Source organism: Streptomyces smaragdinus, assembly GCF_009604385.1.
GTDB classification, from domain to species: domain Bacteria; phylum Actinomycetota; class Actinomycetes; order Streptomycetales; family Streptomycetaceae; genus Streptomyces; species Streptomyces smaragdinus.
Genome location: NZ_WEGJ01000035.1, coordinates 16460 through 29035, shown reverse-complemented (window position 1 = coordinate 29035; position 12576 = coordinate 16460). Strand labels below are relative to the sequence as shown.

General features: G+C 73.1%; 13 protein-coding genes. 11 read left to right on the top strand and 2 right to left on the bottom strand.

The window, feature by feature from the left end; all coding sequences use genetic code 11:
* Positions 1–52 precede the first annotated feature (52 nt).
* From SRB5_RS28670 to SRB5_RS28645, 6 genes are all read left to right on the top strand, one after another.
* Entirely contained in the window at positions 53–832 is a 780-nt protein-coding gene (locus SRB5_RS28670) for a pyrimidine reductase family protein (RefSeq protein ID WP_153456363.1), read from the top strand.
* 116 nt (positions 833–948) lie between these two features.
* Complete coding sequence (locus tag SRB5_RS28665; RefSeq protein ID WP_323378645.1) at positions 949–1416, top strand: indole-3-glycerol phosphate synthase; 468 nt, start codon at positions 949–951, stop codon at positions 1414–1416.
* Between the two features lie 283 nt (positions 1417–1699).
* Positions 1700–3091: a UDP-N-acetylmuramate--L-alanine ligase gene (murC, locus tag SRB5_RS28660; RefSeq protein ID WP_153456362.1), complete on the top strand. Its 1392-nt coding sequence runs from the start codon at positions 1700–1702 to the stop codon at positions 3089–3091.
* A 5-nt stretch (positions 3092–3096) separates the two neighbouring features.
* On the top strand, positions 3097–3504 hold the full coding sequence (gene msrB / locus SRB5_RS28655; RefSeq protein ID WP_153456361.1) for a peptide-methionine (R)-S-oxide reductase MsrB: 408 nt from the start codon (positions 3097–3099) through the stop codon (positions 3502–3504).
* A 120-nt stretch (positions 3505–3624) separates the two neighbouring features.
* Positions 3625–4821 carry a cytochrome P450 family protein gene (locus SRB5_RS28650; protein ID WP_153456360.1) on the top strand — a complete coding sequence of 399 codons (1197 nt, stop codon included), beginning with the start codon at positions 3625–3627 and terminating at the stop codon, positions 4819–4821.
* Positions 4822–4960: 139 nt separating this feature from the next.
* On the top strand, positions 4961–5482 hold the full coding sequence (locus tag SRB5_RS28645; RefSeq protein WP_153456359.1) for a hypothetical protein: 522 nt from the start codon (positions 4961–4963) through the stop codon (positions 5480–5482).
* 52 nt (positions 5483–5534) lie between these two features.
* Here SRB5_RS28645 and SRB5_RS28640 read toward each other — a convergent pair whose 3' ends face one another.
* The gene (locus tag SRB5_RS28640; protein WP_228390526.1) at positions 5535–6458 is read right to left on the bottom strand and encodes a helix-turn-helix domain-containing protein; all 924 of its coding nucleotides are present in this window, start codon (positions 6456–6458) and stop codon (positions 5535–5537) included.
* A 293-nt stretch (positions 6459–6751) separates the two neighbouring features.
* Between SRB5_RS28640 and SRB5_RS28635 the strand changes: the two genes are divergently transcribed.
* The 4 genes from SRB5_RS28635 to SRB5_RS37250 all read left to right on the top strand — a co-directional run bounded on the left by SRB5_RS28635 (position 6752) and on the right by SRB5_RS37250 (position 10793).
* Positions 6752–8779, top strand: a complete 2028-nt coding sequence (locus tag SRB5_RS28635; protein ID WP_456114918.1) for a protein kinase domain-containing protein — start codon at positions 6752–6754, stop codon at positions 8777–8779.
* A gap of 16 nt (positions 8780–8795) precedes the next feature.
* On the top strand, positions 8796–9551 hold the full coding sequence (locus SRB5_RS28630) for an FHA domain-containing protein (RefSeq protein WP_323378644.1): 756 nt from the start codon (positions 8796–8798) through the stop codon (positions 9549–9551).
* 94 nt (positions 9552–9645) lie between these two features.
* A complete protein-coding gene (locus SRB5_RS28625; protein WP_153456356.1) occupies positions 9646–10542 on the top strand; it encodes an RNA polymerase sigma factor SigF in 897 nt (298 codons plus the stop codon).
* Positions 10543–10664: 122 nt separating this feature from the next.
* Positions 10665–10793: a hypothetical protein gene (locus SRB5_RS37250; RefSeq protein ID WP_267132618.1), complete on the top strand. Its 129-nt coding sequence runs from the start codon at positions 10665–10667 to the stop codon at positions 10791–10793.
* A 7-nt stretch (positions 10794–10800) separates the two neighbouring features.
* Here SRB5_RS37250 and SRB5_RS28620 read toward each other — a convergent pair whose 3' ends face one another.
* Positions 10801–12279 carry a tetratricopeptide repeat protein gene (locus tag SRB5_RS28620; RefSeq protein ID WP_153456355.1) on the bottom strand — a complete coding sequence of 493 codons (1479 nt, stop codon included), beginning with the start codon at positions 12277–12279 and terminating at the stop codon, positions 10801–10803.
* A 100-nt stretch (positions 12280–12379) separates the two neighbouring features.
* Between SRB5_RS28620 and SRB5_RS37245 the strand changes: the two genes are divergently transcribed.
* On the top strand, positions 12380–12511 hold the full coding sequence (locus SRB5_RS37245) for a hypothetical protein (protein WP_267132617.1): 132 nt from the start codon (positions 12380–12382) through the stop codon (positions 12509–12511).
* Positions 12512–12576: the final 65 nt, after the last annotated feature.

Genomic DNA, 12576 nt, shown 5'->3' with positions numbered 1-12576 from the left:
GGGGGTGTGCCTGGCGCCTCCGTACGACGTGGGGCATGCCACACTGCCCCGTATGCGACGCCTGTTCCCCCCGTACGCCGGTCCCCAGTCCGACGACCGTGTCACGCCGGACCGGGAGTGGGAGCTCGGCGAACTCGCCGACGCGTACGCCTATCCCGCGGACGCCGGCTTCTGGCTGCGCGCCAACATGGTGTCCTCCCTGGACGGCGCCGCCCACCACGACGGCCGCTCGCAGCCGCTGTCCGGGGCGGGGGACATGCGGATCTTCGGCGTGCTGCGGGGGCTGGCGGACGTGGTGCTCGTCGGTGCTGAAACGGTTCGCCAGGAGGGGTACCGCCCCGCCCGGACCCGGGACGCCTTCGCCGCGCGGCGCCGGGAGCTGGGCCAGACCCCGGCGCCGGCGATCGCGGTGCTGAGCGCGGGGCTGAACCTCGACTTCACGCTGCCCCTGTTCACGGAGCCCCTGACCCCGACCATCGTCCTGACGGGCGAGGACGCCCCGGCCGACCGGGTCGCCGCGGCGCGTGCGGCGGGGGCGGACGTGGTCGTCGCGGGGCCGGACGGCGGAGCGGAGGCCGCGGGAGTGGTGGCGGCGCTGCGCGAACGGGGGCTGACGCGGGTGCTCACGGAGGGCGGACCGACGGTGCTGGCCTCGCTCACCGCGGGCGGGGTGCTGGACGAGCTGTGCCTGACGCTCGCGCCCCGGGTGACGCTCGGGGACGCGCCGCGGGTGATGACGGGGGCGGCGGCGTACGCCGTGCCGCGGGAGTTCACTCTGGTGTCGCTGCTGGAGGAGGCCGGGTTTCTGTTCAGCCGTTACCGTCGGATCTGACAATCTGCGGAATGTGCCGTTCCGTTTACGGCTGACTGGGCAGACTAGAGCGGCAGGATCGTTTCTGGAGCGGACCCCCATGCGAGGAGGGGCCGTACGGATGGAGGGCGCACGTCGTGTTCACCACAGTGCTGATGATCGAGAAGCCGCTGGTCCCCGTCGATGTGGAGATGGTGACGACGCTCCACGGCGCCGAGCCGGTGGATTTTGTCGTACTGCTCCAGCCCCGGGGCAATCAGGACCGGCTGCTGCGGGCGCTCGACGACGTCGCGCTCGGGGAGTTCGAGGACGCGGTACGGGAGGGCGACGAGCCGGAGGGCTCCGAGGCGCTGACGCCGGCGGAGGCCGCGCTGGAGTTCTCGCTGAAGTCGCTGCGCGGCGCGGGAGCGTCGGCCGCGGGCCGGATCGTCGGGGAGGACCCGCTGGAGGAGCTGCGGGCGGTCGTCGCGGACCGCAAGGCGGACGAGGTGATCGTCCTGACGGCGCCGCATCTGGTGGAGGAGTTCTTCCACCGCGACTGGGCCTCCCGGGCGAGACACAAGGTGGGGGTCCCGGTGCTGAAGCTGTTCGCGCACAACGAGTGACGGCGGGTGCGGGTGCGGTTGCGTCGGCTGACGCGCATCCGGGCTTCGCCCGGAGTCCTCAAACGCCGGACGGGCTGATATGGGGGCGCGCCTTCACCCATCAAGGGCTGACGGGTCCCTTACAGCCCGTCCGGCGTTTGAGGACTCCGGCCGAAGGCCGGATGCGCGTCAGCCAACGCAACTGAAGGACGACCCCCCTGCCGGAGGCCGCGGCGTCCCCCGGACCTCACCCCGGATGCGAGAATCACCCCGCACACTGCACCCCCCTGGCAAGGAGAACCGCATGCCGACGGCGATTCCACCCCTGATGGGCCGCCCCCACTTCGTGGGAATCGGCGGAGCCGGAATGTCCGGCATCGCCAAGATCCTCGCCCAGCGTGGCGCCGCGGTCGCCGGCAGTGACGCCAAGGACTCCCCGACCGCCGAGGCCCTGCGCGCACACGGCGTGACCGTACACATCGGCCACGCCGCCGCCCACCTCGACCCGGCCGCCACCGCCGTGGTCGTCTCCTCCGCCATCCGCGACGACAACCCGGAGCTCGCCGCCGCCCGGGCCGCCGGCATCCCCGTCGTGCACCGCTCCGACGCCCTCGCCGCCCTGATGGACGGACTCCGTCCCATCGCCGTGGCCGGCACCCACGGCAAGACCACGACCACGTCCATGCTCGCCGTGAGCCTGCGCACCCTCGGGCTCGACCCGTCGTACGCCATCGGCGGCGACCTCGACGAGCCCGGCTCCAACGCCCACGACGGCGGCGGCGACATCTTCGTCGCGGAGGCGGACGAGTCGGACCGGAGCTTCCACAAGTACGCCCCCGAGGTCGCGATCATCCTCAACGTGGAGCTGGACCACCACGCGAACTACGCCTCGATGGACGAGATCTACGAGTCCTTCGCCACCTTCACCCGCCGCATCACCCCCGGCGGCACGCTGATCCTCTCCGCCGACCACGAGGGCGCCCGCGAGCTGCGGAGGCACCTCCCCGAGGGCCTGAAGGTGACGACGTACGGCGACGCCCCCGACGCCGACGTCCGCGTGCTGTCCGTGGTCCCCGACGGCCTGACCAGCGAGGTCACCGTCCGCCTGGCGGGCGAGGAGCTGACGTTCACCGTCTCGGTCCCCGGCCGCCACTACGCGCACAACGCCGTCGCCGCCCTGGCCGCCGGCGCCGCCCTGGGCGTCCCCCCGGCCGCACTGGCGCCGGCGCTGGCCTCGTACACCGGTGTGAAGCGCCGGCTGCAGCTGAAGGGCGCCGCGGCCGGGGTGCAGGTGATCGACTCGTACGCCCATCACCCGACGGAGATGACCGCCGACCTCGAGGCGATGCGCGCCGCCGCGGGCGAGGGGCGCCGGCTCCTGGTCCTCTTCCAGCCGCACCTGTTCTCCCGCACCCAGGAGCTGGGCAAGGAGATGGGCGAGGCGCTGGCCCTCGCGGACGCCTCGGTCGTCCTGGACATCTACCCGGCGCGCGAGGACCCGATCCCCGGCGTCACGTCCACCCTGATCGTCGACGCCGCCCGGGCCGCCGGCGCGGACGTGACGGCGGCGCCCGCCAAGGAGGGCGCCCCCGGGCTGCTGGCAGGAATGGCGAAGCCGGGTGACCTTGTTCTCACCATGGGGGCGGGCGACGTCACCGACCTCGGCCCGAAGATCCTCTCCGTCCTGGAGGCCTGAAACCCATGCCGTACGACATCGACAAGCCGGAAGAGCAGTGGCGCGCGGAGCTGACCCCCGCCGAGTACCGGGTGCTGCGCGAGGCGGGCACGGAGCGCGCGTTCACCGGCGAGTACACCGACACCAAGACGACGGGCGTCTACAACTGCCGCGCCTGCGGAGCGGAGCTCTTCCGCTCCACGGAGAAGTTCGAGAGCCACTGCGGCTGGCCGAGCTTCTACGACCCGTCGGACTCCGCCGCCGTCGAGCTCATCGAGGACCGCTCGGCGGGCATGGTCCGCACAGAGGTCCGCTGCGCCCGCTGCGGCTCCCACCTCGGCCACGTCTTCGAGGGCGAGGGCTATCCGACGCCGACGGACCAGCGGTACTGCATCAACTCGATCTCCCTGCGGCTGGCGCCGGCCGAGGACTGACGCCCGCGGGGTCGCTGTGCGCCGCCGGTCCGGAAGGGGCCGGCGGGGCTTGATCGGTCCTTCGCCCGGGTGCCGGCCGCTGCTAGCGTCGAGGGGAAGCCGATGACGGGGAGGCGGGCGATGGCGGTAGGCGGCGTGGTCGATCTGGTGGCGATGGGGGAGGACTTCGTCCGTGATCCCTATCCGGTGTACGCGGCGCTGCGTGAGCGCGGGCCCGTGCACCGGGTGCGGATTCCGGAGGGGGCTGAGGCCTGGCTCGTCGTCGGGTACGAGGCCGGGCGGGCCGTGCTCGCCGATCCGCGGCTGTCCAAGCAGTGGAAGAACGCCTCGCCCTCCTTCCCGATCTCCAGCCCCTCCGCGGGGCCGCACATGCTCAACTCGGACCCGCCGGATCACGAGCGGCTGCGCAAGCTGGTCGTCCGTGAGTTCACACCGCGGCGGGTCGAGCAACTCGCCCCCCGGGTGCGGGAGATCACCGACAGACTGCTCGACGCGATGACGGGGATCGAGGAGGGGCGGACCGATCTGGTCGAGGCGCTCTCGTTCCCGCTGCCCATATCGGTGATCTGCGAGCTGCTCGGCGTCCCGATGCTGGACCAGGACGCGTTCCGCGCGTGGACCGCCACGGTCCTCACCGACCCCGACCCGAAGGCGCGGCTGGCCGCGACCGGTGAAGTGACCGCGTATCTGACCCGGTTACTGGAGGACAAGCGCCTCACCCCGGGGCCGGACCTGATGAGCGCCCTGATCCGGACCACCGACGAGGACGGTGACCGGCTGTCCGCGGACGAACTGCTCGGGACCGCCTGGCTGCTGCTGGTCGCCGGACACGAGACCACGGTCAATCTGATCTCCAACGGTGTGCTGGCCCTGCTGACCCACCCCGATCAACTCGCCGTGCTGCGCGAGGACATGACGCTCATCGACAACGCGGTCGAGGAGATGCTGCGCTACGACGGGCCGGTGGAGACGCCGACGTTCCGGTTCACCACCGCGCCGGTCGAGATCGGCGACACGGTCGTGCCCGGCGGCGGCGAGATGGTCCTGGTGGCTCTGGCGGACGCGGATCGCGATCCCGCGCGCTTCCCCGACCCCGGCCGCTTCGACGTCCGGCGGCCCGCCGGCGGGCATGTCGCCTTCGGCCACGGAATCCACTACTGCCTCGGCGCGCCGCTCGCCCGCCTGGAGGCCCGGATCGCGGTCCGGGCCCTGCTGGAGCGCTGCCCCGGCCTCGCCCTCGACGCCCACCCGGCCGCCCTCACCTGGCGCCACGGCATGCTCATCCGCGGCCCGCACCGGCTGCCGGTCCGGTGGTAGCCCTGACCGCACCCGTGGGCGTGACGCCGGGTTGAGTCCTCGTCGAAACTCCGCGGCGCCACCGCGCTCCCGGGTCACGATGGTGCGGTTCACGGATGTGATCCGAGCGGGCGGCGACGCCCGGAAACGGGGGACCGACATGCGACTTCGAGAGCTGGCGGCGGGTATCGCCGCGGGGGCCGTGCTGGCCGGGGGCACGGTCCTGGGCGCTGCCGCGCCCGCACAGGCGTACGACCCGGACCCGACGGTGGCCGACTATCACCCGGCCACCACGTACTGCCCCTGCAGCGGTGGGGATCTCGCCGACCCGTTCGACGGGACGTACTTCGCGTACGACGCCGGGAACTCCATGGCGTACAAGACGGAGCTGTACAAGGGCGACTGGTTCGTGGGGAAGGTGGAGTTCCACCCGCTCGGCGAGGAGCTGTGGGTGTACGACACCAGGAACGACGGCGACACCATCTACGTCGAGCTCGGCTACTACGCCGGCACCGTGTACCACCGGCTCGCCCGTATCTCGCCGAACGGCACCGACGCGGTCGTCGACAAGAAGATCTGGAACGGGCAGGACATTCCCGAGGACGCCCAGGTCGAGGTCAAGGTCTACGACGACGACGGCTACTCGGACTGGATCACGGAGAGCACCTGGGCCCGGGCATGAGCCCTCCCGGACGGGTCCGCCTCCTGGTCACAGGGGGCGGACCCGTCCGGGGTCAGCCGTTCAGCAGCGCCTCCCCCTGAGGCGTGCGCTGGTGGAGGACGTGGTGGCCGTCGCGGTGGGACGTGATCAGGCCCGCCTCGCGCAGGACCGAGGCGTGGCGGCTCGCCGAGGCCAGGGCCACGCCCAGTTCCGCGGCGATCCTGCTGGTCGTGCGCGGCTCGTCCAGCAGGTCCAGGACCAGCGCCCGCGTGGACCCGATCAGCCGGCCGAGTGCCCGGGCCGGCGCGGTGCGCGGGGCGCTGCCACGGGCCGGGAGCCAGCCGGGGGCCGGGGACAGCGGGTAGACCAGCACCGGCGGCAGCCCCGGGTCCACGAGCGCCACCGGGCGGTGTACGCAGAAGAACGACGGCACCAGCGTCAGCGGCCGGCCCCGCAGCGGCAGCTCACGTACGACGGGATACGCGCACCGCAGGGTGTCCCCCTCCTGCACGAGCTCCGGCTGGAACGTGGACAGCAGACCGCCCGCCCCGTGCGAGAGCGCCGCCGCCGCCCGTGGCTGGCGGTCCGCCGCCACGGCGGAACGGATCGCCTCCCGGTACGGGGCCACCGCGACGGCGTAGTACCGGCGCACCGCCTCGCCCAGCCGCCGCAGCGTGGCCGTGTCGCCCGAGGCCAGCCGGGCGGCGGACGGCGGCAGCGGTGTCGTACGGGCCAGCAGCCGGAGCTCCTCCGCGAGCCGCCGGCGGGGTGTGGACAGCACCCGGTCCAGCGCCCCCTCCAGCTCGGGGCCGGTGCCGCCCGGGGTCAGGAAGTCCGGGAAGTACGCGGCCGTCGGACACAGCCGGGCCAGCCCGGCGGCGGTCGTCGTGAGGCCGGTGCGGCGCAGCGCGGTCTGTACTTCGCGGCGCCATGGGTCGAACGCCAGTTTCGCCTGGCGGCTCTGCAGCAGTTGCAGGCTGAGTACCACCTCCCACATCGGATCGGGTTCTTTCGACACCCTTAGTCGGCTCAAGTCCCCCGCACTGAAGTCGATTCGGAGCATGGGGACAACCTGGCAAAGATCCGCGGCCGGGCGGTACTGAGAGAACTCAGGGCGTGTGCCCGGACCGGGGTGTTGGGCGGGCCGGGCGTGTGGCGGCCGGTCCGAACCCGTTGCCGCGTTTTCCGGGGGACAACCCCCGGGCCCCCGGCCGGACCTGTGGCGGCCGGTCCGAACCCGTTGATACCGTCGGCCGGTTGGCGGAACGCGCTTACCGGGTGGGGGCGGTTGTGGGCTTGCGGACGGGGGATCCGGGGGCCGTCGGGGACTATGTGCTCGAGGCACGGCTCGGGTCCGGCGGGATGGGCACCGTGTATCTGGCCAGGGACCGGGCGGGGCGGCCGGTCGCGGTGAAGGTCGTGCACCGGCATCTGGCGGACGACGCGGAGTTCCGGGAGCGGTTCGCGCGCGAGGTGAGTGCGGCGCGGCGCGTCACCGGGGCGAGCACCGTGCGGGTGCTGGACGCGGGGGTCGCGGACGACGTGCCGTGGATGGCGACGGAGTTCGTCGCCGCGCCGGCGCTCCAGGCGCAGGTGGAGGCGCACGGTCCGCTGGGGGAGGCGGAGCTGCGGCGGCTGGCCGCGGGGCTGGCGGCGGCGTTGCGGGACATCCACCGGGCGGGCGTGGTGCACCGGGACCTCAAACCCGGCAACGTGCTCCTCGCGGCGGACGGGCCGCGGGTCATCGACTTCGGGGTGTCGCGGGCGGCGGACCACCACACGCTGACGGTCACGGGACGGGTGATCGGGTCGCCGCCGTTCATGGCCCCCGAGCAGCTGGCCCGGCCCCGGGACGTGGGACCGGCGGCGGACGTCTTCGCCCTGGGGGCGCTGCTGGTGTACGCGGCGACGGGGGCGGGGCCGTTCGACGACGACTCGCCGTACCTCATCGCCCACCGGGTGGTCGCGGCCCCGGCGGACCTGGGGGGCACGCCGGAGTGGCTGCGGCCGCTGGTACGGCGGTGCCTCGCGAAGGACCCGGGGGAGCGGCCCACGCCGGCGGAGGTGCTGGCGGCGGTGTCGGGGCCGGGGCGGCGGGTGCGGCTGCGGTTGCGGGTGGGGAGGGCTGTGCGGCGGGGGGTGGCGGTGGGGCTGGCCGTCGGGCTGCTTGCGGTGGTCGGCGCCGACGGGCGGTCGGAGGACGCCGTCCGGGGGGTGGTCGCGGGGACGCCGGAGGGGTGGCGGCCGTGGGCAACCCGGCTCCTCCCGAACGTGCATGAGGGGCCGACGTGCGCGCCGCCGACGCAGGGGGCGCTGTTCTGTGCGCAGGGGAGTGGGCCACTGACCCGGTTCGACCCGGCGACCGGACGTGCCGAGTGGCGGAAGAAGTACACGGGTGAGGAGTACCCCGTGCCTCATTTGCTGGCCGCCTCGTCGGACCTGGTCCTGGTGCAGACCGAGGGCGACGGTACGGAGCTGGCTGTGCACGTGGTGGACGCAGCCACTGGTACGACGCTGTGGCACCAGGTGAAAGATTCGAAGTATGTGGCCGTCGCGCCGGTGTCGGGGATATCCCGGGGAGTGGTAGCCCTCGTGAATGAAGGCGCGGTGATCGGATACGAGGGGCGTTCAGGCCGTCGGCTGTGGTCCAGGACCTTGCCGTACACCGAGGCGTGTGGCCTGCGGATGCTCGACGACGTGGTGGTGACGAGCTGTGCGACGTCCGACGAGAACTCGATGACCACGGTGGTCGCGGCCTTTCGGACGCGCGACGGTGAGCGACTGTGGTCCAGGACCCACCCGTATCTCCTGAAGCCGCTTGCAGCCGATGCGGAGAAGATCGTGGTGGGGGTCAGCACATCCGACCGCAGACGCCTCGGCATCCTCGACCCGGATACGGGCCGGTTGGGGGTATTGGCGGAGCAGCCGGATCCTCTGATGGATCCCGATCCGCCGGGCGTGCTCGCTGCCGACGTGTACTACGAGTCGGCGGACGACAGCACCGTGAGCGCCGTTGATCTGCGAACCGGCCGCCGACTGTGGCGGCGCACCCTCGAATTCGACAGCCCCGGTGCCCCTGCGGTAGGAGACCGGCTCGTCCTCGTCTCCAGTCCGACCGGCCGTGTGGCGGCCCTGGACCGCGCGACGGGCGAGGTCCGGTGGACTTCCGGGCCGGCACCCGGAGCCCGACTGCCCCTGGGCGTCGGAGGATTCACCCCCGGCATCCTGGGCTCCGCCCTGTACGTCCCCTGCGGCGGTGGCATCCTCTTCTCCCTCGACGTCAACGCCCCCGACCCGCAACCCCCCACTGCCGCTTGACCGCGAAAGGAGCCCCGTGGACTCCATCATCGTCATCCCCTCCGCGCCCCACCCCGCCGGCGGCGGCCAGGTGCTCCTCGAACCCGGCGACACCCTCGACTTCGGCCGCGACGGCCACCCCGGCGGCGACGTCCGCTGGATGGAGATCCCCCACCCCGGCGTCTCCCGTAACGCCGGGCAGATCACCGCCGGGAAAGGGCACTGGGAGCTCTCCAACTTCAGCACCCAGACCTACGTCGTAGAAAACCCCGAAGGCGCCGGCGAACACATCAAAATCGCCCCCGGAAGGCTCGACGCCCCCATCCCCTTCGAGTTCTCCCGCGTCGTCCTCCCCGCCGCAGGCGAACTCCTCACCTTCGACGTCTGGGCCCCCCGCCACGAGTACCTGGTCAGAGCCCCGGCGCAAGGACAGGGCGCGCCGACCCTCATGGCCTTCTCCCTCGACCGCGACAAGCGGTACTTCCTCGTCCTCGCCGCCCTCTGCGAGCCCCGCCTCAGGGGCGAACCGCACGCCCCCCTCCCCACCACCGACCGCATCGTCGAGCGGCTGCGCCCCCGCTGGCCCGCCGCCAGCCGTACGACCGTGCAGTGGAACCTCGACTACCTCGCCGTCAAACTCCGCCTCGGCGCCGCCGCCGACCTCGCCGCCGAGGGCGCGCGGCAGAACGGCAAGAAGGAGGCCGTGGCCTCCCTCGCGCTGCGTTTCGACGTCGTACGGGAGGAGGACCTGGCCCTGCTGGACGCCGAGGGCCGACCCGATCACGGAAGATAACGATTCCGCATACCGTCGCGGAAACCGGGTACCAGGCGAGACGGACCCGACCCGAGGCGCACGACCTCGGCAACCCGACGGAGAGGACCGGGACATGGCCGCCCCCTGGCTGACCGAGAACTACGCCCGCTCGCACCGACATACCCCGGGGCCCGGCCCGGCGCCCCACCCCAGACCGGCGCGGCAGCAGGCCGAACTGCCGCCCGTTCCCCGACCGTCCGACACGGACACCGCGTCACTGCGCGAGATGTCCCGGGTCCTCCTGGTGCGGCTGCGCACCCTGGAGGAAGGCACCGGCGAGTACTCGTACGTACGCAACACCCTCGTGGAGCTCAATCTGACCCTGGTGCGCTACGCCGCCGCCCGCTTCCGCACCCGCACCGAGTCGCAGGAAGACATCGTCCAGGTGGGCACCATCGGCCTGATCAAGGCGATCAACCGGTTCGATCCGGAACTCGGCGTGGAGTTCCCCTCGTTCGCGCTGCCGACCATCATCGGCGAGATCAAACGGTTCTTCCGCGACACCTCCTGGGCCGTCCGAGTCCCGCGCCGCCTGCAGGAGCTGCGCCTCACCCTCGCCAAGGCGCAGACGGAGGTCGAACAGCGTCTGGGCCGCAGCGCGACGGTCGCCGAACTCGCCGCGCACACCGGACTGGACGCCGAGGACGTCCTCGAGGGCCTGCTCGCCGCCAACGGCTACACCGCCTCCTCCGTCGACTACCAGACGGACGGCGACGACGGGGAGGGCCCCCTGTCCGACCGGCTCGGCTACGAGGACCGCCGGCTGGAAAAGGTCGAGAACATCCACGCCCTCAAGCCCCTCGTCGCCGCGCTGCCCGAACGCGAACGGCGCATCCTGTCCATGCGGTTCGGCCAGGAGCTGACGCAGAGCGAGATCGGGGCGGAGCTCGGCATCTCGCAGATGCACGTGTCGCGGCTGCTCTCCGCGATCCTCGCCCGCCTGCGAAGACAGCTGCTCGCCACCGACTGACGGGGGCCTCAGCCGCGCCGGGCGCGGGCCACCCGGCGCAGCGGCGGCCAACGGCCGGGTCATGGCGGCGGTACGGGACGTGGCGCGCGGCGCGGACGCCGGCGGAGGTGGAGCGGGCGGTGATGGCGCTGGTGGATGTCCCGTACGCCCTGGTGCAGCGGCGTCTGCGGGCGGGGACGGCGATCCCGGCGCACGCGGAGGAGGCGGCGGGGGAGTGCGCGGCGGCGCTGCTGGAGTTCGGGCGGCCATAGGCGGCGCCTACGACACCGCCCGTGCCGCCCGGTCGGCGGCCTCGCGCACGGCCGCCGCCGGCGGGTGCGGGAGGGACGCCAGCAGCTCGCGGCCGCGGTCGTACGCGCGGCGGTCGCCGGCTGCCGCCGCGAGCTCGAAGTGCTCCTGGACGACGCGGTGTCCGAGGCCGTACCCGCGCCAGCCGTCGGCCGAGGTGTCGGCGGGCGGGGCGGGGGCGGGGACGGCCGGCGCCTCGGGCGGATCGAGGACCCGTAGCGCCCGCTCCAGGGACGCCCACGCGGCCTGCGGGTCGCCGGCCTGCCGCTGGAGAGACGCCAGCCGGGTGAGGGCGGAGCCGCGGTCCCAGGCGCGGTCCTGCAGGGCGGTGTGGATCTTCTGGGCGCGGGCGGCCTGGGCGAAGTCGCCGAGCTCGGCCAGCTCGTGGGCCAGGGTGCCGAGCCGGGGCGCCTCCGCCGGACCCGTGGCGTCGAGCAGCCGGATCAGCGCGGCGCGGGCGTGCTCGGTCCGGCCCTGGCGGCGGGCGAACTCGATCCACAGCAGCTCCGGCTCCTCCTCCGGATCCTCGCCGAAGAGGGCGTCGTCCAGCTCGCGGGCCCAGGCCCGTAGCTCCTCCTCGCCCTTCTCGGGCAGTTCCGAGAGCCCGCAGTGGGTGTCGTACGAGGTCTCGCGCAGCCGGAGCAGCAGCGGCAGCTCCGCCGCGCCTCCGTGGCGGGCGATCAGCAGCATCGCGAGGCGGAGTTCGTCCGTCATGCCGTAGTTGGCCTCCGCCTCCGCCAGCGTCCGCAGGAAGCCCAGGTCGCCGGGGTCGCGGTCGTACTGCGCGGCGCGGAGCGCGACGGGGCGTCGGATTCCGTCGGCGGCTGTACGAGTCCAGGATTCCGGCGAGGCACGCAGCAGCGCGAGATCCGCCCGGCCGGACTCGAGGACCACGTCGTACAGGGGGCGCTGCGGGTGGTCGTGCAGTGGTTCGTACGCCAGCAGTTCCTCGGCGTTCAGAAGCAGGAAGTCCGGCTCCGTCCGCAACTGCGCCGTGTGCAGCCGGGCGACCAGCTCGGCGGGACCGAGTGCGGCCAGCCCCAGTGCGGCGAGCAGCCCGGAGCGCTGTTCGTCGAGGTCCGGCGCGTACGAGGCCCGCATCTCGCCCTCCAGCTCGGCCACCTCGGCGCAGAGTTCGTCAGGCGGATCCCCGGCCGTGAACCCCAGCAGATCCCGCCACCCCGGCAGCCCGACCACCAGCTCCAGCGCCTCGTCCACGCTCCCCGCGATCAGTCCCGCCTGTCCCTCCGACGAGGCGTAGAGCACCGGCCCGCCGGCGCACACGAAGAACGTCCCGCCCGTGTCGTCCCCCGCGATCGGCGTGAGCGCCGCGCCGGATGCCAGGCGGACCTCCTCGCCGTGTTCGGCTCGCTCCAGATCGAAGTCGAAGGGGAACGCGGCGAGCGCGGCCAGCGCCGGGTCGGCGCGCAGGAGTTCGAGACCGGTCATGCGGCGCACGCTAGCAGCCTCTTGCGTCGGATACACCCCGGGGGTATATAGTGCTGCACATACCCCCTGAGGGTATCCCCGAAAAGAAAAGGAGACGCCCATGGCCGGCGACTGCTGCTCCCCGAACGGCACCTGCCACACCTCCGACGCCCCCACCGTGGAGGTCGTCGCCGACGAGACCCCCGAGGCGAAGCCCGAACTCGTCGGCAGCACCGCCCCCGACGCCGGCTGATCCCGACCGGCGCCGCGTGTGACGCGGGCCCGGAGCCGCTGACCCTGCCGCGGCCCCGGGCCCGC

Coding starts and splice junctions, on each gene's coding strand:
- murC (WP_153456362.1), top strand. CDS start 1,700: ATGCCGACGGCGATTCCACCCCTGATGGGCCGCCCCCACTTCGTGGGA.
- SRB5_RS28625 (WP_153456356.1), top strand. CDS start 9,646: ATGGCCGCCCCCTGGCTGACCGAGAACTACGCCCGCTCGCACCGACAT.
- msrB (WP_153456361.1), top strand. CDS start 3,097: ATGCCGTACGACATCGACAAGCCGGAAGAGCAGTGGCGCGCGGAGCTG.
- SRB5_RS28640 (WP_228390526.1), bottom strand. CDS start 6,458: ATGTGGGAGGTGGTACTCAGCCTGCAACTGCTGCAGAGCCGCCAGGCG.
- SRB5_RS28670 (WP_153456363.1), top strand. CDS start 53: ATGCGACGCCTGTTCCCCCCGTACGCCGGTCCCCAGTCCGACGACCGT.
- SRB5_RS28650 (WP_153456360.1), top strand. CDS start 3,625: ATGGCGGTAGGCGGCGTGGTCGATCTGGTGGCGATGGGGGAGGACTTC.
- SRB5_RS37245 (WP_267132617.1), top strand. CDS start 12,380: ATGGCCGGCGACTGCTGCTCCCCGAACGGCACCTGCCACACCTCCGAC.
- SRB5_RS28645 (WP_153456359.1), top strand. CDS start 4,961: ATGCGACTTCGAGAGCTGGCGGCGGGTATCGCCGCGGGGGCCGTGCTG.
- SRB5_RS28620 (WP_153456355.1), bottom strand. CDS start 12,279: ATGACCGGTCTCGAACTCCTGCGCGCCGACCCGGCGCTGGCCGCGCTC.
- SRB5_RS37250 (WP_267132618.1), top strand. CDS start 10,665: ATGGCGCTGGTGGATGTCCCGTACGCCCTGGTGCAGCGGCGTCTGCGG.